This window comes from Arthrobacter sp. ZBG10, from assembly GCF_001238605.1.
Taxonomy (GTDB): Bacteria; Actinomycetota; Actinomycetes; order Actinomycetales; family Micrococcaceae; genus Arthrobacter.
Genome location: NZ_LFQH01000005.1, coordinates 87,440 through 111,445, shown reverse-complemented (window position 1 = coordinate 111,445; position 24,006 = coordinate 87,440). Strand labels below are relative to the sequence as shown.

Annotated in this window: 24 protein-coding genes; 10 read left to right on the top strand and 14 right to left on the bottom strand. The window is 67.1% G+C overall.

Features of this window, described 5'->3' with window-relative positions; translation table 11 throughout:
• The 3 genes from ACU18_RS01485 to ACU18_RS01475 all read right to left on the bottom strand — a co-directional run.
• The coding region (locus tag ACU18_RS01485; protein ID WP_050683758.1) for a hypothetical protein at nucleotides 1-218 on the bottom strand (218 nt) is incomplete at its 3' end.
• Between the two features lie 372 nt (nucleotides 219-590).
• Entirely contained in the window at nucleotides 591-1,697 is a 1,107-nt protein-coding gene (locus ACU18_RS01480; protein WP_050683757.1) for a GTP pyrophosphokinase, read from the bottom strand.
• Between the two features lie 54 nt (nucleotides 1,698-1,751).
• A complete protein-coding gene (locus ACU18_RS01475) occupies nucleotides 1,752-2,798 on the bottom strand; it encodes a LacI family DNA-binding transcriptional regulator (protein ID WP_050683756.1) in 1,047 nt (348 codons plus the stop codon).
• A 160-nt stretch (nucleotides 2,799-2,958) separates the two neighbouring features.
• Between ACU18_RS01475 and uriH the strand changes: the two genes are divergently transcribed.
• From uriH to ACU18_RS01460, 3 genes are read left to right on the top strand one after another with little or no spacing between them, the layout of a single operon-like run.
• On the top strand, nucleotides 2,959-3,993 hold the full coding sequence (uriH, locus tag ACU18_RS01470) for a uridine-preferring nucleoside hydrolase UriH (protein ID WP_050683755.1): 1,035 nt from the start codon (nucleotides 2,959-2,961) through the stop codon (nucleotides 3,991-3,993).
• On the top strand, nucleotides 3,994-5,421 hold the full coding sequence (uriT, locus tag ACU18_RS01465; protein WP_050683754.1) for a uridine transporter UriT: 1,428 nt from the start codon (nucleotides 3,994-3,996) through the stop codon (nucleotides 5,419-5,421).
• The gene (locus ACU18_RS01460) at nucleotides 5,418-6,383 is read left to right on the top strand and encodes a ribokinase (protein WP_050683753.1); all 966 of its coding nucleotides are present in this window, start codon (nucleotides 5,418-5,420) and stop codon (nucleotides 6,381-6,383) included. Before uriT ends, ACU18_RS01460 begins: the two co-directional genes overlap by 4 nt.
• Before the next feature lie 20 nt (nucleotides 6,384-6,403).
• On the opposite strand, the gene ACU18_RS01455 is transcribed toward ACU18_RS01460, so the two are convergent.
• A complete protein-coding gene (locus ACU18_RS01455) occupies nucleotides 6,404-6,649 on the bottom strand; it encodes a hypothetical protein (RefSeq protein WP_050683752.1) in 246 nt (81 codons plus the stop codon).
• A gap of 243 nt (nucleotides 6,650-6,892) precedes the next feature.
• On the opposite strand from ACU18_RS01455, the gene ACU18_RS01450 reads away from it, so the two are divergent.
• The 5 genes from ACU18_RS01450 (at nucleotide 6,893) to ACU18_RS01430 (ending at nucleotide 11,891) form a co-directional block, all read left to right on the top strand.
• Nucleotides 6,893-7,831: an alpha/beta hydrolase gene (locus tag ACU18_RS01450; protein ID WP_082178112.1), complete on the top strand. Its 939-nt coding sequence runs from the start codon at nucleotides 6,893-6,895 to the stop codon at nucleotides 7,829-7,831.
• Nucleotides 7,832-7,882: 51 nt separating this feature from the next.
• The gene (locus ACU18_RS01445) at nucleotides 7,883-8,824 is read left to right on the top strand and encodes a carbohydrate kinase family protein (RefSeq protein ID WP_050683765.1); all 942 of its coding nucleotides are present in this window, start codon (nucleotides 7,883-7,885) and stop codon (nucleotides 8,822-8,824) included.
• A gap of 148 nt (nucleotides 8,825-8,972) precedes the next feature.
• Complete coding sequence (locus tag ACU18_RS01440) at nucleotides 8,973-10,190, top strand: MFS transporter (protein ID WP_050683751.1); 1,218 nt, start codon at nucleotides 8,973-8,975, stop codon at nucleotides 10,188-10,190.
• A 45-nt stretch (nucleotides 10,191-10,235) separates the two neighbouring features.
• Nucleotides 10,236-11,198, top strand: coding sequence for a LysR family transcriptional regulator (locus tag ACU18_RS01435; protein WP_050683750.1), 963 nt, complete (start codon nucleotides 10,236-10,238; stop codon nucleotides 11,196-11,198).
• A gap of 129 nt (nucleotides 11,199-11,327) precedes the next feature.
• A complete protein-coding gene (locus ACU18_RS01430; RefSeq protein WP_050683749.1) occupies nucleotides 11,328-11,891 on the top strand; it encodes a DoxX family protein in 564 nt (187 codons plus the stop codon).
• A 46-nt stretch (nucleotides 11,892-11,937) separates the two neighbouring features.
• Here ACU18_RS01430 and ACU18_RS01425 read toward each other — a convergent pair whose 3' ends face one another.
• The 7 genes from ACU18_RS01425 to ACU18_RS01395 form a co-directional block, all read right to left on the bottom strand.
• Entirely contained in the window at nucleotides 11,938-12,945 is a 1,008-nt protein-coding gene (locus ACU18_RS01425; protein WP_050683748.1) for a fumarylacetoacetate hydrolase family protein, read from the bottom strand.
• Nucleotides 12,946-12,956: 11 nt separating this feature from the next.
• Nucleotides 12,957-14,030 (bottom strand): amidohydrolase family protein, encoded by a 1,074-nt coding sequence (locus ACU18_RS01420; protein WP_050683747.1) that lies wholly within the window; start codon nucleotides 14,028-14,030, stop codon nucleotides 12,957-12,959.
• The gene (locus ACU18_RS01415; RefSeq protein ID WP_050683746.1) at nucleotides 14,027-15,151 is read right to left on the bottom strand and encodes an FAD-dependent monooxygenase; all 1,125 of its coding nucleotides are present in this window, start codon (nucleotides 15,149-15,151) and stop codon (nucleotides 14,027-14,029) included. The genes ACU18_RS01420 and ACU18_RS01415 overlap by 4 nt, the downstream gene beginning before the upstream one ends.
• Nucleotides 15,152-15,210: 59 nt before the next feature.
• On the bottom strand, nucleotides 15,211-16,245 hold the full coding sequence (locus ACU18_RS01410; RefSeq protein WP_050683745.1) for a cyclase family protein: 1,035 nt from the start codon (nucleotides 16,243-16,245) through the stop codon (nucleotides 15,211-15,213).
• Nucleotides 16,242-17,198: a fumarylacetoacetate hydrolase family protein gene (locus tag ACU18_RS01405; protein WP_050683744.1), complete on the bottom strand. Its 957-nt coding sequence runs from the start codon at nucleotides 17,196-17,198 to the stop codon at nucleotides 16,242-16,244. Before ACU18_RS01405 ends, ACU18_RS01410 begins: the two co-directional genes overlap by 4 nt.
• Before the next feature lie 6 nt (nucleotides 17,199-17,204).
• Nucleotides 17,205-18,224 carry a VOC family protein gene (locus ACU18_RS01400; RefSeq protein WP_050683743.1) on the bottom strand — a complete coding sequence of 340 codons (1,020 nt, stop codon included), beginning with the start codon at nucleotides 18,222-18,224 and terminating at the stop codon, nucleotides 17,205-17,207.
• Between the two features lie 249 nt (nucleotides 18,225-18,473).
• Complete coding sequence (locus tag ACU18_RS01395; RefSeq protein ID WP_050683742.1) at nucleotides 18,474-19,649, bottom strand: ABC transporter substrate-binding protein; 1,176 nt, start codon at nucleotides 19,647-19,649, stop codon at nucleotides 18,474-18,476.
• 583 nt (nucleotides 19,650-20,232) lie between these two features.
• Here ACU18_RS01395 and ACU18_RS20130 point away from each other — a divergent pair.
• A complete protein-coding gene (locus ACU18_RS20130) occupies nucleotides 20,233-20,790 on the top strand; it encodes a CPBP family intramembrane glutamic endopeptidase (RefSeq protein ID WP_231685979.1) in 558 nt (185 codons plus the stop codon).
• A gap of 50 nt (nucleotides 20,791-20,840) precedes the next feature.
• Nucleotides 20,841-21,620, top strand: a complete 780-nt coding sequence (locus ACU18_RS01385) for a CPBP family intramembrane glutamic endopeptidase (protein ID WP_050683740.1) — start codon at nucleotides 20,841-20,843, stop codon at nucleotides 21,618-21,620.
• A gap of 14 nt (nucleotides 21,621-21,634) precedes the next feature.
• Here the strand turns inward: ACU18_RS01385 and ACU18_RS01380 are convergent, their stop codons facing one another.
• The 3 genes from ACU18_RS01380 to ACU18_RS01370 form a co-directional block, all read right to left on the bottom strand.
• Nucleotides 21,635-22,012, bottom strand: coding sequence for an ArsR/SmtB family transcription factor (locus tag ACU18_RS01380; RefSeq protein WP_050683739.1), 378 nt, complete (start codon nucleotides 22,010-22,012; stop codon nucleotides 21,635-21,637).
• A complete protein-coding gene (locus tag ACU18_RS01375) occupies nucleotides 21,972-23,258 on the bottom strand; it encodes an MFS transporter (protein WP_050683738.1) in 1,287 nt (428 codons plus the stop codon). Before ACU18_RS01375 ends, ACU18_RS01380 begins: the two co-directional genes overlap by 41 nt.
• A gap of 175 nt (nucleotides 23,259-23,433) precedes the next feature.
• A complete protein-coding gene (locus ACU18_RS01370) occupies nucleotides 23,434-23,952 on the bottom strand; it encodes a GNAT family N-acetyltransferase (protein ID WP_050683737.1) in 519 nt (172 codons plus the stop codon).
• Between the last annotated feature and the right edge of the window lie 54 nt (nucleotides 23,953-24,006).

The following is a 24,006-nucleotide window of genomic DNA, read 5'->3' as shown; positions in this document are numbered from 1 at the left end:
TCCATGATCTGCGCGTGCTCGCCGGCTTCCGGCAGGGTGGTCGCGACTTCCTCCGGGTCGAGGACAGCGGGGTTGGTGTCTGCTTCGCTGGAGACAGCAACTGCCGGCGGGGTTGTGCGGGAAATTTCGCGTTCTTCGCGGCGGGAGGATTTTGCCGGCGTGTTATCGGCCGGAAACTCCTCGGGCGGATGGGATTTTAAGTCACTATCAAAAGCCATGAGCGGGTCCTTTTGCTCGGAGAGGCATGGGCGTGCGGTCAGGCAGGCCCTCGGAGGTGGGCGCGGACGGGAGGTTGGGGGCCTCGTCCGGTGCGGTGACCTTGGTGTTGCCGTCGACGACTTGCACTTCGTGGGTGCGTACCGGCAGTCCGACCGGCGATGCGGCGAGAATTGATATGTTTAAATTACCTATAGAGATATATCAGTGAAGTGTAGGGCAGGACCGGGTGGGTGTCCAGAGTTTTTTCGTGCCCGCGCATCGCACTGAACGCATCGGCGCGCGCGGACGCACCCGCACGCCCGCATGGACGGGCGGCATGCGGCCTTGATCCGGAGGATGCCGGTGGGTCCCGGGGCGGCGCCCGCAGGTTTCTAGGCCTGCGTGAGCCGGTACCGTTCGATCTGCTTGAGCCGGCGCTGGAGGCTGTCGCGCCGGGGGTGGGGGATGGTGTCCGGTGATTCCGCGGTGAGGTCGATGTGCTTGGTGCCGTACTGCCAAAGCAGCAGGTCATCCAGCAGCCGGTCCGGACCCGGGGAGTAGCGGTGGTCAAGGGCTTTGCGGACCTCGGTGATCCGGTTGGCGCTCAGCAGCCCGGCCAGCTGGACAGTCTGGTTGAGCCCGTGCGCTGCCATCAGTTCGGCGGCCCAGCCCCAGTCGTCGTCCACCTTGCGGTCCACGTGCGGCAACAGCGTACGCCACACGTCGCGGATCCGGTTCGGCGTCAGCGGGGCAGCCCCTTCGCCCTCCAGGTCCCAGAAGCTGCGGACCTGCTCGTAGCTCTCGTTGAGCTCCGAGAACGCTGTCTCCACGGTTTCCAGCATGGCTGCCGTGGCCGTGAACTGCCGGTCGAACTGCGGCGTCCACGCGCGAGGATCCTCCGCCTTGAAGCGGATGTCGTGCTCGATCTCGCTCCAGGCGTGGGCGAAGACGGTGCGGATTTGGCATTCGAAGAAGTAGCTGCCGTTGGGCTGGGCTTCCGGGTTGAATGCCTGCTGGTATTCCTTGACGGACTCGTTCTGGATGGTCCGCAGGATCAGGTGCCGGCTGGAATAGCCGTAGGTGCCGGACTCAATGGAGCCGATGTCCTTTTCCCGGTCGCCGCGGCAATCAAACAGCTGGCGCTGGCGCTTGATCAGGTTGGCCACCGCGGCATTCTCCGCCGGCAGCTTGGTGATCACCCGGATGCCCACCATGTCGTTCAGGGTGCGGAACGGGTCCGGGAACTTCAGGACGGGCGGGCCGCCAGGCTCCAGCGGCTCCTCAATCCGCGAGATCTTCTCCCGGAACGACGCCACCGTTTTGGTCCGCCCGGTGACGAACAGCGGTGTGACGTCCGTGTCCTTGAGCATGTCGCGGAGGGTCAGCAGGACATCCCTGGTGACCAGTTTCAGGGCCGGCCGGACGCGCGTGTAGATCTCCACGTTCTGTTCCACGGATTCGCGGAGCGTGGCGTCCAGGCTTTCCCAGTTACTCGGCATGGTCTTAGCTTACGGCGGGGCTGTGACATCCCAAGGCGCCGCCGCGGCGTGCAGTTAATCCGCGGCAGCGGACGTGGAACCACGCACCACCAGGGAGCTCTCCAGCGTCACCTCGGACTGCACCAGGGCCTCACCCTGCATCAGCCGGCGCAGCTGCGCGCCGGCTTCCAGTCCAAGGGGCGCGGCGGGCAGATGGACGCTGGTCAGGCCGGGATTGCTGGTGGCCGAGTAGGGCAGGTCGTCAAAACCCGCCACGGCCAGCTCGCCGGGGATGTCCACCCCGGCCACGCGCGCCTCCTGCAGCACGCCGTAGGCATGGGTATCGGTTCCGCAGACGACGGCGGTCACCCCCTCCCGCCGCCACTGCGTCCACGAGGTGGCGAAAGCGGCCGCGGCAGCGCCGACGTCGATGGTGGTGGCGATGATGCCGTCCGCAGGGGTGGTGATGCCCAGCGCGGCGGCCTCGGTGAGGAACGCACCACGCCGCACGGCGAATGTGTCGGTGCCGGTCACGCTGTCCACGTAGGCCACGGTCCGGTGGCCCTGGGCGGCCAGGTGGGCAGCAAGCTGCCGGGCGCCGTGGGCCACGTCAAGGTTCACGGCCGGTGCGAACTCCGCCAGGCCCGGTGCGTCCAGCAGCACCAACGGGCCGGCAGCAGACAGGTCCGCCAGGAAGTCCGCGTTGGGTGCGTCCACCAGGAGCCCGGCCGGACGCAGCGACATCAGCCGCCGCACGTCGTCGGCCTTGGGGAACTGTCCCGAGTCCGTCACCGAAAGCAGCAGCTGGTAGTCCGGGCCGAGGGACTCGCGGACGCCGCTGATCACCTTTGCAAAGAACGGGTTGGAGATGTCAGGGGCCACCAGGATCACGATCGAGCTGACACCCCTGGCCAGCGAACTGCCGATCCCGTCCACCACATAGCCCAGCTCGGAGATGGCCTCGCGGACCCGGGTGATGTTGTCCCCGGAAACCCGGCCTGCGGTTTTGCCGTTGGCCACCAGCGACACCGTGGCCACCGAAACGCCCGCCCGCTCCGCCACCATGGCGGCAGTGATCCGGCGCGGCCGCGCGGGTTGCTGCACCTGCTCTGCCGAATCCATCCCTCGATCGTAGTCGGCAACAGCCCCCGCCAGCCACCGCAATGCATCAAGCGTTTGACGCGCATGCCGCACAGGCCAGCGTTAAGCGTTTGACGTAAACCGGAGGCAGGTGTCATGATCGCTTCTGGAATGCTTCAGTACCCTGCCCCGGCAGGCCCCAATGACGTGGAGAACGATCGTGGAACCCAACCCCCAGCCCACCGCCCCCCGGAAAATCATCCTGGACTGCGACCCCGGCCATGACGATGCGGTGGCCCTGCTGCTGGCGCAAGGCAGCCCGGCCATCGACCTGCTGGCCGTGACCACCGTGGTGGGCAACCAGACCCTGGCAAAGGTCACCCGCAACGCCCTCGCCGTGGGCACCATTGCGGGCGTCACCGGCGTGCCTTTCGCCGCCGGCTGCGACCGTCCCCTGGTCCGCAGCATCGAAACCGCGCCGGACATCCACGGCGAATCCGGCATGGACGGCCCCGCCCTCCCGGAGTCCACCATCGAACTGGACCCGCGCCACGCCGTCGACCTCATCATTGACACCGTCATGGCACACGAGCCGGGCACCGTCACCCTGGTCCCCACCGCCGGCCTGACCAACATCGCCATGGCGGCCCGCAAGGAACCCCGCATCGTAGAGCGCGTCAAGGAGGTTGTCCTGATGGGCGGCGGCTACCACGTGGGCAACTGGAGCGCCGTGGCCGAGTTCAACATCATCATCGACCCAGAAGCCGCGCACATTGTGTTCAACGAGAAGTGGCCCGTGGTGATGGTGGGGCTGGACCTCACGCACCAGGCCCTGGCCACCACGGACGTCGTGGAGCGGATCGACGCCATCGGCACGGGTCCGGCCCGCTTTGTCCGTGAACTGATGGACTTCTTCGCCGCCACCTACAAGGACGCCCAGGGCTTCGACTTCCCGCCGGTCCACGATCCCTGCGCCGTGGCCTACGTGATCGACCCCAGCATCGTCACCACCCGCAAGGTCCCGGTCAACATCGAACTCCAGGGCGCACTCACCCTGGGCATGACCGTGGCGGACTTCCGTGCCCCCGCGCCGGCGGACTGCACCACCAGCGTGGCCGTGGACCTGGACCACGCAAGGTTCTGGGACCTGGTCACCGATGCGCTGGTCCGGATCGGGGACCCGCACGACGGCGGCAGCCAGTCCACCGCGGACCTCGCCACCGCAGGGGGAAAGTAAATGTCTGCCACCCTTACCGCCCCCGTCACGGGCCGCGGCAACATCGCCGCCCTGATGACAGCCCTGCTGGCCGCCTGCGTGGCCTTCCAGCTCAACGCCTCCATGCTCAGCCCCGCCCTGGTGACCATGGGCGAGGAGCTCAACACCAACCAGGCAGTCATCGGCCTGTCCCAGACCTGGTTCTTCACCGCCGCCGCCCTGTTCTCCCTGTTCCTGCCGCGGCTCTCTGACATCATCGGCCGGAAGAAGGTCCTGGTGGGCATGATGGTGCTGATGGCCGCAGGGTCCGTCATCGCCGCCCTGGCCCCGGACGTCACCTGGCTTTTTGTGGGCCGCATCATCCAGGGCATCAGCGGACCCACCGTGCCGCTCTGCCTGATCATGCTGCGTTCGGCCGTCAGCAACCCGCGTAAATACGGCACCCTGATGGGACTGATCACGGCCGTCAACGGCGGCGTGGCCGACGTGGACTCGTTTGTGGGCGGCTACTTCGCCGAGCACTTCGGCTTCCGCAGCATCTTCTGGCTGATGGTGGTCCTGGCCCTGGCGGCCACCGCACTGATCGCCTTCCTGGCCACCGAAAGCAAGCCCGCGGCCGGCACCCGGATGGACTGGCTGGGTGTGTTCTTCATTGTGGTGGCCGTGGGCGCGCTGCTCACAGCCCTTAACGAGGGTGCCAAACTGGTGGGCGCCTTCTCCGCCGGCACGCTGGTGCTGAGCCTGTGCCTGGTGCTGGTCTCCGCCGCGGCGTTTTATGCCTTCTGGCGGACGGAACAGCGGACCAGCCAGCCCATGGTGGAGACGGTGCACCTGCGCCAGCGCTCCACCTGGGCGCCGCTGCTGACCACCACCCTCACCATGACCGGCATCTTCGCCGTGATCAACGGCATTGTCCCCGCCTATGTGCAGGCCGCCGGGCCGGGCTTCGGCGTGGGCCCCACCGAAATGTCGCTGCTGATCCTCACCCCGTACGCCCTGCTGGGCTGGCTGGTGGGTCCGCTCAGCGGCCGGCTGGCCCCCGTCCTGGGCTACACCAAGGTGCTCCGGATCGGGCTGCTGGGCAGTGTGGCGGCGCTGGCCATCATCGCTTTCCTGGGCCTGGGCAGCCTGCCCATGATGGTTGCGGGCACGGTGTTGCTGGGCATCATGTACGCCGGTACGGTCAACATCATGCTCAACGGTCTTGGTGTGGTCCTCTCCCCGGCAGGCAACCCCGGGTTCCTTCCCGGCATGAACGCCGGAGCCTTCAACCTCGGCGCCGGGCTCAGCTTCCTGGTCCTGCCCGCTGTTTTGGTGGCCACCGCCGGCCTGGCGGACGCGAAGGCGTCCTACCTCACCGTTGTGCTGGTGGGCCTGGCGCTGACCGTCGCCGCGTTTGGTGCCTCGCTGCTGATTCCCAAGCCCGTTGAGGCTGAGGTGGCCGAATGAGTTCCGCAGTGCAGGCCCCCGGCCGGATCGTCGTCGTCGGTTCCCTGAACGCGGACCTGACCATCTACTGCGAACGGCTGCCGGCCCCCGGGGAGACCGTCCACGGAAACGGATTCGCCGTGAATCCCGGCGGCAAAAGCGCCAACCAGGCCGTGGCTGCCGGCCGGCTGGGCGGTACCGTCTCGCTGGTGGGGGCTGTGGGGGACGACGCCAACGGCGCCATGCTCCGGGAGTCCGTCGCGGGCGCAGGCGTGGACGTGCGGCATGTCCGCATGTCGCAGGAGCCCACCGGCGTGGCCGTCATCGCGGTGGACGCCGGCGGCGAGAACAACATCATCATTTCCGCCGGCGCCAACGGGACGCTGGTGCCGGCCGACGTGGCAGGCGCGTCGGACGCCATGGCGGGTGCCGCCGTCGTGAGCCTTTGCCTTGAGGTGCAGCTGCAGACCGTGACGGCCGCCGCGCAGGCAGCGCACGACGCCGGTGCAACAGTGCTCCTGAACCTCTCGCCGTATGCGCAGATCCCCGCAGCCCTGGCCGGGCTGACCGATGTACTGCTGGTGAACGCGCACGAGGCTGCGCTGTTCCTGGGCGGCGCCGGCATGCCCGGCCCTGAGGCGCCGCTGTCCGAGTGGCAGGACGTCCGGCTGCGCTTTGCGGACCACGGTGTGCGCCGTGTCCTGCTGACCCTCGGCGGGGCAGGCTCCTTGGTGCTGGATTCCCTGGCCGAACCGCCGGCGGTGACCCGGGTTGCCCCCACCGCCGTTAAGGCCGTCGACACCACCGGCGCCGGGGACGCATTTACCGGTGCCGTCGCTGTCCGGCTTGCCGCGGGCGATGCGCTCGCCGAGGCCGCGGCGTTCGCCTCGGTGGCGGCCGCGCTGGCCACCACGGCCAAGGGCACCCAGGCGGCCTACCCTTCCGCGGCGGACGTGGAAGCACGGCTCCGGCAGGATTCCTAGGCCTTCCGGGGCGCGGGGGCTTAGCCGGGCCGCCGGACCTGGCGGTGGTCGTAGAAGTAGATCCGGTTCTGGACTTCCAGTCCCACGGAGTTCCTGTTCACAACGGCCAGCCGGCCGTGCCGCCGGCCCGTAAACGGATCATCCCCGATCAGCACCTCGCCCACCTTGTAGTGCGGACGGAGTGCACCGCCGCGGCCGCCAATACGGCCGAGCAGTGCAGACACCCGTCCCGTGCGGACCTGGCCGGCCCCTGGCTTCTCCCACATACATGCCCCCTTATAAACAGCACCGTTGCTGCCATGCAGTGAGGTGCAGTTTCGGACGCCCCTTGACGGTTCGCTCGTAGCCCGATATGCACCTTGTTACGACAGTAGCCCCATCCGTCACTCGTGTAACACCCTTCGGAGATAACGCCTGCATCACATTTGACTGGCATGGATGCGCGCCCGGACCGGGCGGCATCCGGGGCCTGGGACGTTCCCCCGTTGCACCCGCGATAGTGTCGGAACATGACTGGCTTCAGGCGTCGAGCGCTCCTGGCCTCAGTTGCCGCGGCCGCGCTGGCAGCCTGCAGCCCGGCTTCGGAGCCTGGCGCCGGGCGGACGTCGACCACGCAACCATCCACGGGGGACCCCATCGAAGACATCACTGTTCAGCGGCACCGCTACACCTACGGCGACGATCCCAGCCAGTGGGGCGAGCTGTTCCTTCCGGAAAGCCCCGCCAACAGGACCAGCCAGGGCGTGGTGGTGGTAATTCACGGCGGCTACTGGCGCGCACAGTACGGTGCCGAGCTGGGCGAGCCGCTGGCCAGGGACCTTGCCGCCCACGGCATGGCAGCCTGGAACCTGGAATACCGCCGCGCGGGCAACGGCGGCGGCTGGCCGGAAACCTTCCAGGACGTCCTGGCCGGCATCGACAGGCTTCGCGGACTGGCCGGGGAACACGGCCTTGACCTGGCCAACGTGGTGGCGCTGGGCCATTCAGCCGGCGGGCACCTGGCGGTGTGGGCGGCGGGGCGTTCCCGGTTGGCCGGGTACGGTCCCGCCCCGGAGCCGGACGGGCTGGGCAGCGGGCCCGACGCCGTCCGGCTCGCAGGTGTGGTGAGCCAGTCCGGCGTCCTGAACCTCGCCGAGGCGGAGAAACTGAATCTCAGCGACGGGGCGGTGGCCAACCTGCTGGGTGGGCCGTCGTCGGACTTCCCGGACCGGTACCGGGCCGCGGATCCCATGAATGCCCTGCCGTTGGACGTTCCCGTGTACGCCGTCCACGCGGTGGACGACACCACCGTCCCGCTCGCCATGTCCACCAGTTACACGGACGCGGCCCAGGCGGGGCACCAGCCCGCCCATTTGGTGATGGTGCCGGGAGACCACTTTTCGCTGATCGACCCGGGGGCCGCGGCGTATGCCAGGTGCCGGGGACTGCTCCAGGGGCTGCTGCGCTGACCGGAGTGAAACGAACTGCTGCCGGGCCCACTTCTCTGGCAGAGTATGTCCATGCTCACAGTTATCGGCGAAGGCCTTGTTGACGTTGTCCAGCGCGCCTCCGGAATCGAAGCCCACGTGGGCGGCAGCCCGCTCAATGTTGCGGTGGGCCTGGCCCGCCTGGACCACCCGGTGCAGTTCATCGGCCGGTACGGCCGGGACGCGTACGGCGACTCCGTGGCCGCGCACCTGCGCGCCAGCTCGGTGATGCTGCCGCAGGGGCCCGACGGCCTGCCCACCAGCGTGGCCACCGCGTTGATTGACGACGACGGCGCCGCCACCTACACGTTCGACCTCGCCTGGGAGCTCCCCGGCCTGGCCGACAGGATCGCCTTTATGCTGCAGGGCACCACGCTCCTGCACACCGGATCCATCGCCACCATGCTGGCTCCCGGCGCCGCTGACGTGCTGGCCGCCGTCGAGTTCGCGCACCCGTCCGCCACCATCAGCTTCGATCCCAACTGCCGCCCCAGCATCATCACCGATGTGGACTATGCGCGCGGCCAGGCCGAGAAGTTCGCCGCGCTCGCCGACGTGGTCAAGGCCTCGGATGAGGACCTGGCGTGGCTGTATCCGGGCCGGGACGTGCTTGAATCGGCGCGGCACTGGCTGGCGCTGGGCGGCTCCGAAGGGCCGGCGATGGTGGTGGTGACCCGTGGCGCCGACGGCCCGTGGGGCATCACTGCCGCCGGCGTTGCCGAGTACCCGGCCCCTTCCGTGACTGTGGCTGACACCGTGGGTGCCGGGGATTCCTTTATGGCCGCTTTGCTGTCAGGCCTGGTGGACCGGGGGCTGGACGGGGCGCAGAACCGTGACGTGCTCCGGGCGCTTTCCGCCGAGGGCCTGCGCGAGCTCCTGGCTCACGCCGCCCGCGCCGCAGCCGTCACCGTGTCCCGGCCCGGCGCCAACCCGCCCACGCGCGCCGAGCTGAACGGGGCGTCGGGGGAGGGTTAGGCCGGCGCCCATCCGTCCCGTGGATACCAGCTATCCCAAATCCATGATTCCGCGCTGGCCCCGGTGTTGTCACAGTGAGGGAAGTCACTCTTCGGTGCCCCAGCGGTGCCGTCCCCTCCGTGACCATCAAGAGGCTAAGGAAAATTCAATGGAGAATATTCAGCTTGCGGGTACCGCCAGGGCCGGGACGCGCAACCCCGGGGTGACGCACCGGGCCGGGCGGTTCCAGGCGGCCCTGCTGGTTGCCGGCAGCTGCATGCCGGTGCTGGGCGCCGTCCTGCTCGCGCCCATCCTGCCGACGCTCAGCCAGGTGTTTGCGGGCACACCAGGCGTGGCCATCCTGGTACCGCTCACCCTGACACTGCCGGCACTGTTTGTGGCCCTCTTCTCGCCACTGGCCGGCTATGTTGCTGACAGGGTGGGCCGGAAGCAGCTCCTGGTTGTCGCCATGCTGGCCTATGCCGCCTTCGGGACGGCGCCGCTGTGGCTCACCAGCCTGGAGTCCATCGCAGTGTCCCGTGTCGGCGTTGGCATCGCGGAGGCTGCGATCATGACCTGCTGCACCACTCTCCTCACCGACTACTACCAGGGCGAACAGCGGAACAAGTACCTGGGCCTGCAAACGATGGTGAGCGCGCTCGCCGCCACGGCATTTTTTGCCCTTGGCGGTGCCCTGGGCAGCATCAGCTGGCGGACGCCGTTCTGGCTCTACGCGGCCAGCGCCGTGATCGTTATCCCCATGATCTTTAAGCTGTGGGAACCGGCAAGGAGCCAGCGCACGACGGCGGTGCGCACCCCGGTGCCCTGGCGGCAGATCGGCGCCCCGGCCGCGGTCACGCTGTTCGGGGGCATCGTGTTCTACGCCCTCATCGTGCACCTGCCGTATGTCATCACCGGCCTCGGCGTTGCCGACGCGGCACTCATCGGGCTCGCCGCAGCCATCGCATCCCTCGCCACCGCAGCGGGCGCCATCTCCTTCCGCTTCCTGGTGAAGCTGGGCACGAAGAACCTGCTGGCGCTCGCCTTCGGTCTGGCCGCCGTGGGACTTTCACTCGTTTCCGTTGCCGGGAATGTTCCGCTGGCCATTGCCGGGGCCGTCATAGCCAGCGCGGGAACCGGTGTCCTGCTGCCCACCCTCCTGACCTGGGCCGTGAACGGACTCGAATACCAGCAGCGCGGCCGCGGCACCGGCATCTGGACCGGAACCTTGTTCATCGGCCAGTTCCTGACTCCCATCGTCCTCGGCGCGGCCGCGGCGGGGTTGGGCAGCCTCGGGTTTGCCCTGGGCGCCTTGGGCATCGCATGCGCGGTGGCCCTCCTCGCCGTCCTGGTCCGGGGACCGCGCCTGGTGCCGGTCAGCCAGTAGCCGGCCTTGGAAGGGCGGAACTCCGGGCACGGATAACCTGTGGGTATGAAGAACCTGGACCTGAACCTGCTGCCCCAACTTCAGGTCCTCCTGGAACTACGCAACATCTCCCGGGCGGCGGAGCGGCTCCAGCTCAGCCAGCCGGCCACCAGCGCGGCGATGGCCAGGCTCCGGCGCCATTTCGACGACGAACTGCTGGTCCGAAACGGCCGCACCTACGACCTCACGCCTTTTGCCCAGTCGTTGGTCCCGCTGGTTGATGAAGCCATGCTTCACATCCAGCGGGCCACGCGCGTGCGGTCCGGGTTCGACGCCGCCACCAGTGAGCGGGAGTTCATCATCGCCGCCTCCGACTACGCTGCGGCGCTCATCGTCGGACCGCTGCGCGGGATACTGCGGGAAGAAGCACCGGGCGTTTCCGTGGATTTCGTCCCCACCGCCGGCTCCGGGATCCAGGGCCAGATGGCCGACTACTCCAGGATCGACCTGCTGGTGGGGCCCACGGGATACCAGATGCAGGGAGCCAGCAAACAGCTTTTCCGTGACAGCTTTGTGGCCGTGGCCGACGCCGGCAACCCGCTGCTCCAGCAGCCGCTCCTGACCCTCGAAGACCTGACCGCGGTGCCCCACGCCGTCGGCTATTTCGGCGAGGGCATCAGCACGCCGGCGGACAAGCTGTTCGAAGCGCGCGGCATCCAGCGCCGGGTGGCGGCCGTGGTGGCCGGCTTCCTCTCCCTGCCGCTCCTGGTCGAAGGCACGGACCTTGTGGCACTTGTCCCGCGGATGCTGGCCGGACGGGCGCAGCGCGGCGCGGACATCGCGGTGCTGGAGTTCTCGGGCGGGACCGAAGCGTCCCTGGTGGAGGCCATGTACTGGCATCCGTCCCAGGCGGAGGACCCGGCAAACGTGTGGCTGCGGTCCGTGGTCCAGCGCTCCTGCGCCCGGCTCCACGAGCTCTTTCCCGTCAACGCGCATCCGGTGGCTATCCACGCGGCGGATACCCCGTAGACCCACGGCTGGTGCCTGCTGCCGGAGGGGTACCTGCCTGATGCTCTCCTGTGACGCGGTGGTCGCGCAGCCGTAGACTCATGCTGAAACGAGCCGTGCAGCGACTCAAACAACCCAAGGAGGACTGTTATGAGCAATGTAACCACCAGCCCTGAGGCGGCGGCCGCCGCGCAGACCCTGTTCCGGGTGGCTCTGGGAGGGGTGCTCGTGGCTCATGGATCCCAAAAACTCTTCGGCTGGTTCGGCGGGGGAGGCGTCGAAGGCACCAGTGAGGGCATGCACGCCATGGGCTTCCGCCCCGCTAAGGCAAGCGCCGTCCTTGCGGGCGTTGGTGAAGCAGGAGCCGGGCTTGCCTTGGCCCTGGGTTTGGCCACCCCTGCCGCGGGCGCCGCTGCCGCAACCACCATGGGCGTAGCGGCCAGCGTCCACGCCCCGAACGGTTTCTTCGCCCAGGAGGGCGGCCTCGAGTACCCGGCCGTCCTGGGCCTGGCTGCCGCCGCGTTCACTATTGGCGGCTCCGGACCGTACTCCCTGGATGCGCTCACCGGCCATGTCCTGGACCGGCCCTGGATGCGGATCACCGCTTTGGCTGCGATCCCCACCGCCATTGCGGTCCAGATCTACCGTCGGCGGCAAGCCCTCGCCGCAGACTCTGCGGCTCCGGCTGCCGGCACTGCCGCGGAACACGGCTGAGGACCGTCCTCGGGACCAGCCGAAACCCGGATGGGGGAGGGGCTGTTCAGCGCAGGGCGTCTCCGGAAGGAGCCGCAGCGGCAATCCGGTTGCGTGGACGGGGCCGGGCGGGAACCCGGGTCACGGCCTCGCGCCGGGTGCCGACGGTGTTTTCGATGGTTCCGATTCCTTCCACCGTCATCCGGACCACGTCGCCGGTTTTCAGCGGTGGGGGAGTCCGGGCGCCGTTCCGGCCCCAAAGTTCGGCGAGGCAGCCGCTGCCGCAGGTGCCGGAGCCCAGCACGTCGCCGGGCCGCACCACCGAGTCCTGCGAGGCATAAGCCACCAGCTCCGCGAACGGCCAGCCCATGTTGGAGAGCAGGTCCTGGCCGATCGCCTCACCGTTGACTTCGACAGCCATGGAGATGGGCAGGAACCCCTCGGCGTCATGCACGTCCTCGAGCTCGTCCGCCGTGACAATCCAAGGCCCCAGCGTATTGGCGAAGTCCTTGCCCTTGCAGGGCCCCAGGCTGACCTTCATTTCCCGGCGCTGCAGGTCCCGCGCCGACCAGTCGTTGAGGACGGTGTACCCAAAAATGTGCCGGTGGGCCTCCTCCGCGCCCAGGTTCCGCCCGTCGCTGCCCGGAACGCGTCCGACGACGGCGGCCACTTCCGTCTCAAAGTCCAGATCCGTACACCCTGCCGGAATACCGATGACCTCGCCGGTGCCCGTCACCGTGTGCGGGTTGGTGAAGTAGAAGGTGGGTGCCTCGTACCATTCGGGCACCACGCCGGCCACGCCGTCGATGCTCTTCCGCACGCCTTCGACGTGTTCCTCAAACGCCACGAAGTCGCGGATGGTGGCCGGCTCCAGTGGGGCGAGCAGGTGTACGTCCGCCAGGGGAACGGCAGCAGCGGAACCAACCACCTGACGCGCAAGTGCCAGCGTCTCCTCAAGTCCGGCGTCGAGCAGCGTCTGGACGGACTGGCCTGCGGGCAGGGCATAGCAGTTTCCGCCGTCCACAAAGCCGGACTGCGTCCCGCCGTCGTGATCCCAACGGGCAATCTTGACCATGTGCGTGTTCCTTAAGCGTCGCGTCGGGCGGCCAGGGCGGCCGCCGCGGTGATGCCCAGGGTGCGTGCGTTGCCGCCCAAAACCTGGGTTTCGTCGTCGGCCGGAAGTCCGGCGGCCTGCACCTCGTCCACAGGGAGGTCTGATCCCATGTCGAACGGGTAGTCCGAGCCGAGCAGCACCTGCTCCGGACCGGCTGCGGCCACGAGTGCCCGCAGTTCAGCGGGGCTGTGGACCAGCGAGTCGAAGTACAGCTTCTTCAGGTAGGACGACGGCGGCTGGGCACAGCCGTGTGCCTCGGGCCGGAGCGTCCACGCGCGGTCCGAGCGGCCCAGGGTGGTGGGAAGGTAACCGCCGCCGTGCGCTGCCAGGACCTTGAGTTCAGGGTGCCGGTCCAGGACGCCGCTGAAGATCAGGTGGGACAGGGCCACCGCATTTTCGGCCGGCTGGGAGACCGTGTTGGCCAGGTAGAAGCGGTCCAGCCGCTCATCCAGCGAGCAGCCAAACGGGTGCAGGAACACCAGGGCGCCCAGCTCCGCCGCGCGGGTCCAGAATGGCTCCAGCCGGGGATCGGACAGTTCCACGGTGCTGCGCTCCGGGTCCTCCGGGGTGGCGGCGAACGAGCCGATCTCCACACCCAACAGGCCGCTGTCCAGCACGGCATGCTCCAGGGCCGCCACCATCAGGGCAGGGTGCTGGAGCGGGACCAGGCCCAGGCCGTTGAGCCGCCCGGGTGCGCGGTCCACGAACTCCCGCACCGCCTGGTTGGCAGCTTTCGCCAGCTTCAGAGCCAGTTCCCCGCCGGCGAAGTAGTAGAAGTGCGACGGCGACGGCGAGACCAGCTGCACATCGACGCCCTGGGCATCCATATCCGCGAGCCGGCGGTCGAGGTCGGTCAGCTGCGGCCAGCGTTCCTTGATCATCCTGCCCGAAGCGGCCATGGACTCCGGCCCGTTGCGTCGGACTTCCAGGGCCTGCTGGGCGCCGAAGCCTTCGGGGTCCGCCTCGGCCACGAGCTGTTGCAGGGCCGGAAGCAGGATATGGGCGTGGACGTCCACGATAGGTACCTGAACAGGATCGGTGCTCATGCGGGTTCCTTCAGCATGGTGGACAGCGAGTTCATCAGGCCGGGCACGTTGGCGTCGCGGACGCCGTCGAGCATCCACTGGCCCAGCTGGACGGAGGCGGTAACCACTGCCGTGGCCCGGTCCAGGCGTCGGTCGGTGAATTCTTTCCAGAGCGTTTCGGTGATCTCGTCGGCCTGGATCAGCAGTTCGGCGAGGACGGCCGCGTCCTCCAGCGCCATGGCGGCACCCTGGGCCACCGTGGGCGGGCAGCTGTGTGCGGCGTCACCGATGATCACGGTGCGGCCGCGGTTCCAGGGACCGTCCACCAGGTGGGTGGTGAACCACGTGTAGTTGATGCGTGCGCTGTGGTCCAGGTTGGCGCGGATTTCCTTCCACGGGCCGCCGTAGGCTGCGGCGAGTTCGGCCATGATGCGGGGTCCGTCCTCGTGCTTGCGCTCCTGGGCCTTCTCCACGAGGTAGGCGTAGATGGTGTCCGGGCCGGTGGGGCAGTAGCCGGCGATGAAGCAGGGGCCGCCGTAGGTCAGGTCGGTGCGGACCACCTCGTCGGGCCGCTCCACGAAGGCACGCCAGATGCCCATGCCGGTGGGCTGGGGTTCCACGTCGATGCCGATGGCCTTGCGCACGGCTGAGTGCAGGCCGTCGGCGCCAATCAGGAGATCGTATGTGGCGCTGCCGCCGTCGGCGGTGCTGACAGTGACGGACCCGCCGTCGTCCGTTATTCCGGTGACGGTCCTGCCGTAGCTGATCCGTGCACCGGCCTGTTCGGCCCGTTCGCGGAGGATGGCGGTGAGGTCCGGGCGGTACATGCCCATGGTGGCGGGAAGGTCCTCGCCGCCGGTACGGATGTCTTCGAGGACGGCGATGACGGTGCCGGCGGGGTCGGGGGCGCGCAGGCCCAGGGTGCTGAACCCGTAACCTTTCGCCTCCACCTGGTCCCAGACGCCGAGCTGGCGGAGCACCCGCAACGCGTTGCCCTGCAGGGTGATGCCGGACCCGAGGCTCTGCGGGGCGTCCGCTTTTTCGAGGATTTCGACCTGGATTCCGGCGTCGGCCAGGAGGATGGCTGCGGCCAGCCCAGCGGCTCCCGCCCCAACGATTCCGACGTTCTGTACTGCTGCCATCGCTGACTCCTTTGTATTGACGGCGATACTGCTGGTGGTTGTTCTGCTTTAGCTGAAAGCTACCGGACCGCGATCGGGTTGACCGGCGAGCCAACGGCCCCCGTGATCGGGAGCGGGGCTGCGGTGAGCAGGAAGTCGTACCTGCCGTCCGCCGCGCACGCCTCGGCCAGCCCGTCCGGGTCCCACATCTCGCCCAGGAACAGGCCAAGGTTGGGGATGGCGATCTGGTGCAGGGGCTGGAAGGCGGCGTCGAACTCGTTCGGACGGACCTCGAAACCCCAGGTGTCGGTGGCGATCCCGGCGATTTTTGAGCGGTGCAGCCAGGGCGCGGTGGTAAAGGACAGCCCCGGGGCAGAGCCGCCGGCGTAGTCGCCCCAGCCGTCGCGGCGGACCCGCGTGTATTGTCCGGTGCGGATTACCACGATGTCGCCCTGGCCCACGGTTGAGCTGGGGCCTTGGAGCTCGATGGTCCGTTGGAGGTGTTCCGGGGTGATGGCGAAGCCGTCCGGCAGTTCGCCGTCGTTCCTTCCCAGCTCGGGGCCGAGCGCCCGGCCGACGTCGAGCAGCACGCCCCGGGTGACGATCTTGGCGGCGGCTGTCTCGATGCCGGTCACCAGGTCGCCTTCGGAGGTGACGACGTCCCCGGCGGCGCGGCCGTTCCAGGCCTTGCCCTGGTCAAAGATGTGGCCCAGGCCGTCCCACTGGGTGGAGCACTGCAGCGGCATGGCGATCACGTCGTCCGCGCCGCCGAAGCCGTGCGGGAAACCCTGGTTGCCGCGTTCGGCGTCCACCCCGGTGTCCGTCATAGTGTGGACGGGGTTTGTGCGGCGGCGCCAGCCCTTTTGCGGGCCGTTGGTGTCGAACGGCTGGGACAGCGAGAACGCCTCACCGGTCTTCACCAGTGCTGCGGCTTCGACGCGCTTGGCGGCGTCGATGAAGTTCAGGGTGCCCAGGACGTCGTCCTGGCCCCAGCGGCCCCAGTTGTTGTGGGCCGCGGCCATGGCGCGGATGCTGCCGAGCGGATCGTCACGCCGGATAACCGGGGAATCAGTTGATTCCCCGGTGCCGGTTGGTGCTGTGTCCTGGGTGGTCACTGGGCACCTTCACTTGTGGGTTCGTCCTTGCAATGGATCAGTTGGGTGCCCAGGCCGGTGATGGTGCCTTCCATCACGTCCCCGTCCTGGAGCAGGCGGCCCCAGTGCTGGCCGTTGCCGGCTGGGCTGCCGGTCAGAACGAGGTCGCCGGGGCGCAGCGGCATGATCTGCGATGCTTCGCTGACCAGCTTGGCGACACCGAAAATCATGTCCTGCGTGGACTCGTCCTGCATGGCTTTGCCGTTGAGCTTCAGGGTGACCTGGACGTCCTGCGGGTCGCCGAAGAACTTGGCGGGCACCAGCAGCGGCCCGGTGGGCAGGAAGCCCGGCGCGTTCTTGGCACGGTACCAGTCCGAGCCGATGGCGGGCATGTCCTTGCGGAAGACGTATTCGCGGGTGGTGATGTCGTTGACCATGGTGTAGCCGAACACGTACTCCAGGGCTTCCTCGGGGGTGACCCGGAATGCCGTCTTTCCGATCACTGCTGCCAGTTCCAGCTCCCAGTCGTGGGACGTGGAGTAGGACGGCAGGGTGAGGTCGTCCGTGGCGGACGCGATCGCCGTCGGGAGCCCGATGAAGAAGTACGGCGTGCCCTGGCCTGCGCGCTTGTCCATCATGGCGGCGGTCTTGGCGCGCACTTCCTCCTCGTCCTCGCCGGGTTCGCGGTGGGCTGCGGCGAGGTCGATCACGTGCTTGCGGTAGTTCGCGCCGGTCTGCAGGACCTGCGCGGGCTCCACCGGGGCGAGGATTTCGACGTCGGCCAGCGCCAGGCCGGTGTGCCCGTCAGCGGAGGCCGCCAGCGAGTCCAGTTGTGGTTCGGTGGTGTCCCAGTGCTCGATCAGGGAGTTGATGTCCCCGTCCAGCGGCAGGACCCGGCCGTCAACCAGCAGGCCGGTGCGTGCCTTGGCGTCGCCGGCTTCCTGGAACCGGATGAGTGCATAGGTTTCAGCCATGGTGTCTTAGCCCCGGCCCTGCTTGGCGTACGGGTTCAGGAGGGCTTCCTTCATTTCCGGGGACGCACCTTCCTCCGTGGCAGTGAAGCCCTCGGCCGGCGGGAAGGATTCAGTCATGGAGTGCGGCATGGCGCCGTTCTTGTAAAAGTTGTTGGAACCGAGCGAGGGCTTCCAGGTGTTGGCTTCCCAGTCCGGGACGTAGTTGCGGTAGCCGCCGGAGTTGAGCTCCACGCGCAGGCCGGAGGGGTCGCGGAAATAGAGGAAGTTCTGCTCACCCACGCCGTGGATGGAGGGGCCGTATTCCATCGGGGTGCCGTTTTCCATCATGACGTCGGCGGTGCGGAGCAGGTCCTCGGTGGCGTCCACCCAGAAGGCGATGTGGTTGACGCGGCCGGCGCGGCTGGAGGTGTCCAGGACAACGCCGAGGTCGTGCGACTTTTCGTTGGTGGTCAGCACGGAAAACACGGTGATGGGTGCTTCGTCCAGGTCAACGAACGCCATGACGCGGAAGCCCAGGGCCTCGTTGTACCACTTGGCGAAGCCGCGGACATCGGAGGATGCCACGGTGACGTGGTCCAGGAAACGGGGGGCGGCGGCGTGGCTGCTGCGGCGCTCGGGCCGGTCCGGGTAGGTGGATTCGAAGCCGGGCTCGGCCACGAACTTTTCCACGTCGTAGAACAGGCGCATGTGGTGGCCGTAGGGGCCGGTGAATTCGTAGGCCTTGCCGTAGCCGTGGCCGCCGGCGGTCCAGGTGCCCTGGACGCCGGTCGCTTCGATGCGCTGGGCTGCGGCTTCAAGGGCTGCCTGGGAGTTGGTGCGCCAGGCCATCCGGCCCAGGGACGCTTCGGGGCCTTCGGTGATGACCAGGCTGTAACGGTAGTAGTCGCCCCAGCAGCGCAGGTAAACGTTGCCATCCACGCGGTCGATGATGCGCATGCCGAACTTTTCCTCGTAGAACCGTGCCGACGCTTCGACGTCCGGGGCGGTGATCTCGAGGTGGGCAAGATGGGAGAGGGGAGTTTCCACGTTGAAGTCCTTCTGGTTACTGGCTGCGGTCGGTTTGGTGCAGGTCCTGTAACCACTGTGAAGCACTTCATATATTTGGGGAAGGCGAGTTTTTCGATATCAACTATCTGCCTCACCGATACCCATTGGATGGCCGTTCCCTCACTTAATGCGTTTAAATCGCCAACGCCCGCTCACTTTCCTGGGGACGGTGAGCGGGTGTTGGCCAAAATGGCGCATCTAGTGAGAGCGTCCTGGCTGGAGCCGGTGTTACTCCTTGCCGAGTTTCGCAGCTGAGGTCTGCTCGCCGGACACGCTGTTGAGGGCACGCAGGTCGAAGATGCCGTTGATGTCCGCCTGCTTGGTGGTGCCGGCGGTGACGCCGTCGGCCAGGAGCTTCTGGTAGGTTCCGGCAAGGGGGTCAACGGTGAACACGATGTTCTTCAGCGAGCGGTCGATCACGTCCGCCTTCAGCTCTGCCCCGGCAGCTTCCTTGAGGGCTGCGTTGATGACGGTGGCCTTCTCGCCGTCGGAAGCCTTGTTCAGCCATTCAACCGACTTCACGTGGCCTTTTAGCAGCGCCTTTACAGTGTCCGGGTGGTCGGCTGCGAACTTCTGGTTGACGATCAGGATGGTGGTGGGGAATTCGCCGGGCTTGCCGGACAGCGAGCCGTCCCACAGGTCCTTTTCATCCACCAGCACCTTGGCGCCGGCGGTCAGCACGAGGCGGGAGGCCCACGGCTCGGGTACCCAGGCGCCATCCAGCTTTCCATCCTGGAAGAGTTTGAGGGTCTGGGCGTTTTCGGTGGGGTTGATGGCGACGTCGCCGCTGCCGTCCACGTTGGTCTTGTAGCCCTGCGTGACGAGCCAGGCACGGAGTGCGACGTCCTGGGTGCCGCCCAGTTGCGGGGTGGCCAGGGTTTTGCCCTTGAGGTCGGCGGCGGAGGTGATCTCCGGCCGGACCACCAGCTGGGCGCCGCCTGCTGCAGCGCCGGCGATGATGTTGATGGACTGGCCCTGGCTCTTGACGAACGAGTTGATGGCCGGGTTGGGGCCGATGTAGGTGGCGTCGATGGCGCCGGCGTTGAGGGCCTCGATGGCGGCCGGGCCCGCGTTGAAGACCTGGGTGCTGAGTTTGGTGCTGCCCAGCTCTTCGGCGATGAAGCCCTTGCTGACTCCCACCAGCGCCGGGGCGTGCGTGACGTTGCCGAAGTAGCCCAGCTTCAGGTCGGCGGCCGGGTTGCCGGCGGGGGCGCTGTCCCCGGCGGGGGTCGTGCCGCCGTTGTTGGCGTTGACGGCGGATGCGACGGCGACACCGCCACCTACCAGGGCCAGGATGGCGGCGCCAATGCCGATCTTCAGGCCGAGCGGGCGTTTCGGGGTTGCGGACTGGCCGGCCACAATGCGGGTGGAACTCTGCGGACTCTTGTCCTGGGATTCAGACATCGGGGATTCCTTCGGTGGGGGGATGCTGAGTTGAGAGTACGGAGCGCCCAGCGGGGCCACAATCGTTCCGGTCGCGCACGTTCACGGGACGACGCGAAGGCTCAATATGGCGTAGCCCGGCGTCATCCAGGGACGCGGGACGTCTTCCTGCGCCGGGCAGGGTCCGCAGGATGGCCGGCCCGGGCAGCGCACTGGACGAGAGCCGTGAAGCCTTGGGTGACACATATTATTAGTTCGATAAACCTAAAAGCGCTGGACCAAAATACTTGGGGGTAGAACTTTGGCTGCACATATTGACGGTTCTGGATGGAGCCGGTTCTGGAACAAAGGAACGTGGTGGAAAGCGCTTCTTTTCATCGTTGTCTATTGGGGTCTGTATGAACTGATCGGGCTGGGGATCACATCCGTATTCTCGGGTTCCATCAATCTGGAAAACCTGCTGGCTGATCCGCTGAGCGCTTTCCTCACTCTGGCGCTGCCGATATTCATCGCCGGGATCCTGCTGTTTCTCTTTGCGCGTTCACTCGGCTGGGTCGGCCAAATCTTCGGACCGCAACCCGTTCGAGGGCGGCCCTGGATGTGGGTGGCGGTTGTTCTTGTTGTCGTACCCATTTTCCTGCGCGCAGCAGCCACCAACTGGTCTGCGTACTCGGTGGGGCTGCTGCTGGTGATGGTGTTTTTCGGCCTGTGCGTGGGTTTCACCGAAGAACTCGCCACCCGGGGCATTGTGGTCAACATGCTCCGGAACGGAGGTTATGGGGAGCGCCTGGTCTTCGTTTTGTCCTCCCTGTATTTCGCCCTTTTGCACAGCGGAAACATCATTTCCGGCATGTCACCTCTCGTTGTCGGAATCACCGTGGTTTACACCTTCGGATTCGGCGCCATGATGTACCTGTCCATGCGCGTCACAGGCCGGATCACCTGGGCCATCCTGCTGCATGCAGCCACAGATCCCACCACATTCCTGGCCACCGGCGGAATCGACGCCGCCACGGAAACGGCTGGAACGGCAAGTCTGATATCCCTGGCCGGGCTCTTCAACTGGGCCTATATCCTCCTGGCACTCGTCGCGATTTTCCTTGTGAAAGGGCACTCGGACCGGTCTGCACAAAAGCTCCACGCGCCCAGCGCCGCCTCCTAACAGGGGAAACCTGGACAGCGCCCTCTTCGCCGACTGAAAGGCAACAGCGTATGCGCATCACCCCTCGTGCTTGGATCGGCCTGGCAATCTACGTCGGTTATGTCCTTGTTATCTACGCCGTATCAAAACTCAGCGGGGTGGCCTACACCGAGATCGGCACGTCCGCGGAATTCACCTGGCGGGGAGCGGTCCTGGACCTCGCCGTCGGCGCGGTACTGCTGGCCATCACCACCTGGTTCCTGGGGTGGTGGAAACCTGCGCTGTTCGAGCGGAAACGGTCGCACCATAAGTGGCCGATCTTCGTCCCCGCGCTAATGCTCCTCGTCGCCGTGCTGAACCTGTTCAACACTGACTGGTCAAAGTTCGATGCCTCCTTCCTCCTGTCCCTGCTTGCCCTCGGGATCGCAGTCGGATTCTGCGAGGAACTGATGTCGCGGGGGCTCCTGCTGACGGCATTCCGCTCACGACTGCCGGAAGTCTGGGTGTGGCTGCTCACCTCCGTCCTCTTCGGCGCCATGCACCTCATCAACGCCGCTCTCGGGGCTCCCCTCTCGAACACCCTTGGACAAGTGGTGCTGGCTGCGATGTCGGGTACAAGCTTCTACATCGTGCGGCGGGTCACGGGCTCCCTCCTTTGGGCGATGGCGCTGCACGGCATCTGGGATATCGCTGCGTTTTCGGTCGGCTTTGCCCCGCTCGGCACTGCTTGGGCGGCCTACCTGACGCCGGTCATCGGCATTCTGGCAGTCGGTGTCGTCCACTGGGTGATCAAAGGAACGGACGAGAAACCGGTCCAACCAACCCTGGCCGCAGCAGCCGCGCGGTCATAAAGCCCCGCCGGGTCCTAGCCGTGCGTGGGTTCACCGGTGATGCGGTGATCGGCGTGGTTGATGGTTTCCCGGATCAGCCGGACCAGGTGCCCGTCGTGGAGGGAGTAGATGACGTGTCGGCCGTCTTTGCGGGTATCTACCAGCCCGCTAAGACGGAGCTTGGCCAGGTGCTGGCTGGCGACGGTCCGCGGCACCCCGGCTGCGGCGGTGAGTTCGGTGACGCTTTTGGGGCCCTCGGCGAGCTGCCAGAGCAGGTTCAGCCGGGTCGGTTCGGCGAGCATCCTCAGTGTGCCGGCAGCGGATTCCAACAGCTGCGGACCCGGGGTGACCCGGTGGGCGAGTGAGGGTTGTTCAGGAACGGGGACGGCCGGGCTGCCTGGGTGTGCATTCAATGCCTGGCTCCTTCTCCGCCGGTTCCGTGTTTGCTGCGTCCTCATGCCCTGGCCAGGACAGGAAGGCGCCTGCGCTACCTATCATCGCAATAATTGCCAGTGCAAGCGCTGCCCAGCCTAAACCGGCCACGGCTCCCACCCACCCCGCCAGCGGATACGTGAGGATGTAGCAGGCGTGCGAAAGCGAGAACTGGGCCGTGAACACGTAAGGCCGGGTTTCCTCCGTGGACGCGTCCCGCAGCAGCCGGGAGGAGGGCGTGAGGATGGTGGAGTTCGCCGCCCCCAGCAGGAACCACAGTCCCAGGAACGGCCACCACCCCATGCCGGGGACGCCCGGCAGCGTCAGGGCTGACGCGCCGGCCAGGACCAGCGGGATGACTGCAGCGCCGGTGAGCATCACGGACCGGTCCCCGAACCGGGCCAGGACCCGGGGCGCGGACAGGGCCACGATCATGGACCCCACCCCGAAGCAGGCCAGGGCCAGGGCCAGGTCGGTGTCAGGCCGCTGCAGGACATCGCGGACAAAGACTACAGTGTTGACCAGGACCAGAGCGGTGGGGGCGGCGACGACCAGGTTCAGGGCCAACAGCGACCGCAGGCGACCGTCCCGGCAGAAGATCCTCGTGCCAAGGGTGGTCCGGTGCCACAGGGACGGCTGTGGTCCGGTCGGGGCAGCCAACCGGGGTAGAACCGTGACGGTGACCATCAAAGCCGAGAACAGGAAGCCGGCGGCGGTGCCGATGAACAGGTTGTTGTAGCTGACCAGCGTCAGCAACAAAGCCGCAACAGCCGGGCTGACCAAGGCTTCCATGTCATATGCCAGCCGGGACAGTGACAGCGCCAGGGTGTACTCGTTCTCCTTGGTCAGAATGGTCGGTATCAGTGCCTGGAACGCCGGGGTGAACGTCGCGGAGGCGCCCTGCAGCAGGAAGATCACAAGGTAGATCTGCCAAACGTCGGTAATGAACGGCAGGCACAAGGCCATCGCGGCCCTGACCAGATCCGCAGCTATCAGCACCCGCTTCTTCGGCCACCGCACGGCCAAGGCGTTGATCACCGGGGCCAGGCCAACATAGGCCAGCATTTTGATTGTCAATGCAACGCCGAGCACCGCGCCGGCATTGCTCCCGGCCAGGTCGTATGCGAGCAAGCCCAGGGCCACGGTCAGAAAACCCGTCCCGACCAGCGCTACGATTTGAGCCGCGAACAGCCTCCGGTACGTTTCATTCCGCAGAACAGACAACATCAGAACCCCTTGAGTGCATGAGTGCACGACTATGCACTTATTATAGGGGCGAACGCCGCAGAGCGAAGCTGTCGGAGTTGCAGAATATGCAGGTTCGAGGCTTCAGAGCCGTCCCGCGCTGACGGCGTCCAGGCTCGTTACAGGTGCATCTGGCCGGGTTCCTGCCGAGTGATGCCTACCCGGCGGCGATCCAGTAGCGGCGCTTGCCGTTGCGGCTGTCCTCATAGACGCCGCCGTTCCTTTCGATCGTGGCCCGCGAGCCGGCATTATCCTCATCGCAGGTGAGCAGGGCCCGGGTGATGCCCAGGTCGCGGGCGATGGGCAGGGCGGCAGCCAGCGCTGCCGCGGCGTGGCCGCGGCGCCTTGCGGAGGGCCGGACGCTGTAGCCGATGTGCCCGCCCTCGTTGAGCAGATATTCATTGAGCCCATGCCGGATCGCCAGCGAGCCCAGGAACGTTCCGCCATCCACCATCCACAGATAGGTGCAAGGGACATGGCCCGACTGCCGGGGGCTTTCCGGCAGGGCGTCCCTGGCCAGCGTGTCAACAAACCGGCGGAACGTCGCGGCTTCCTTGAGGTCCGCCAGGAGCCAGCCGTCGGCGCCGGCGCCATCCATCCGGGTACCGCCAAACTCGGCGGCTGCTGCCAGCCAGGAGGGGTGGTAGTTGACGTGTGGTGCGGCAAGCGTAGGCATCAACAGATCGTAACGGAACGGATCCGGTGATGCGCCGCCGTCGTCCGCTGACGG

Bases quoted from the DNA above. Each gene is read 5' to 3' on its own strand.
- ACU18_RS01415 (WP_050683746.1), bottom strand. From the start codon at position 15,151: ATGGCAGCAGTACAGAACGTCGGAATCGTTGGGGCGGGAGCCGCTGGG.
- ACU18_RS01455 (WP_050683752.1), bottom strand. From the start codon at position 6,649: ATGTGGGAGAAGCCAGGGGCCGGCCAGGTCCGCACGGGACGGGTGTCT.
- ACU18_RS01430 (WP_050683749.1), top strand. From the start codon at position 11,328: ATGAGCAATGTAACCACCAGCCCTGAGGCGGCGGCCGCCGCGCAGACC.
- ACU18_RS01475 (WP_050683756.1), bottom strand. From the start codon at position 2,798: ATGGATTCGGCAGAGCAGGTGCAGCAACCCGCGCGGCCGCGCCGGATC.
- ACU18_RS01395 (WP_050683742.1), bottom strand. From the start codon at position 19,649: ATGTCTGAATCCCAGGACAAGAGTCCGCAGAGTTCCACCCGCATTGTG.
- ACU18_RS01420 (WP_050683747.1), bottom strand. From the start codon at position 14,030: ATGAGCACCGATCCTGTTCAGGTACCTATCGTGGACGTCCACGCCCAT.
- ACU18_RS01370 (WP_050683737.1), bottom strand. From the start codon at position 23,952: ATGCCTACGCTTGCCGCACCACACGTCAACTACCACCCCTCCTGGCTG.
- uriT (WP_050683754.1), top strand. From the start codon at position 3,994: ATGTCTGCCACCCTTACCGCCCCCGTCACGGGCCGCGGCAACATCGCC.
- ACU18_RS01405 (WP_050683744.1), bottom strand. From the start codon at position 17,198: ATGGCTGAAACCTATGCACTCATCCGGTTCCAGGAAGCCGGCGACGCC.
- ACU18_RS01425 (WP_050683748.1), bottom strand. From the start codon at position 12,945: ATGGTCAAGATTGCCCGTTGGGATCACGACGGCGGGACGCAGTCCGGC.
- ACU18_RS01445 (WP_050683765.1), top strand. From the start codon at position 7,883: ATGCTCACAGTTATCGGCGAAGGCCTTGTTGACGTTGTCCAGCGCGCC.
- ACU18_RS01440 (WP_050683751.1), top strand. From the start codon at position 8,973: ATGGAGAATATTCAGCTTGCGGGTACCGCCAGGGCCGGGACGCGCAAC.
- ACU18_RS01385 (WP_050683740.1), top strand. From the start codon at position 20,841: ATGCGCATCACCCCTCGTGCTTGGATCGGCCTGGCAATCTACGTCGGT.
- ACU18_RS01460 (WP_050683753.1), top strand. From the start codon at position 5,418: ATGAGTTCCGCAGTGCAGGCCCCCGGCCGGATCGTCGTCGTCGGTTCC.
- ACU18_RS01450 (WP_082178112.1), top strand. From the start codon at position 6,893: ATGACTGGCTTCAGGCGTCGAGCGCTCCTGGCCTCAGTTGCCGCGGCC.
- ACU18_RS01375 (WP_050683738.1), bottom strand. From the start codon at position 23,258: ATGTTGTCTGTTCTGCGGAATGAAACGTACCGGAGGCTGTTCGCGGCT.
- ACU18_RS01435 (WP_050683750.1), top strand. From the start codon at position 10,236: ATGAAGAACCTGGACCTGAACCTGCTGCCCCAACTTCAGGTCCTCCTG.
- uriH (WP_050683755.1), top strand. From the start codon at position 2,959: ATGACGTGGAGAACGATCGTGGAACCCAACCCCCAGCCCACCGCCCCC.
- ACU18_RS01480 (WP_050683757.1), bottom strand. From the start codon at position 1,697: ATGCCGAGTAACTGGGAAAGCCTGGACGCCACGCTCCGCGAATCCGTG.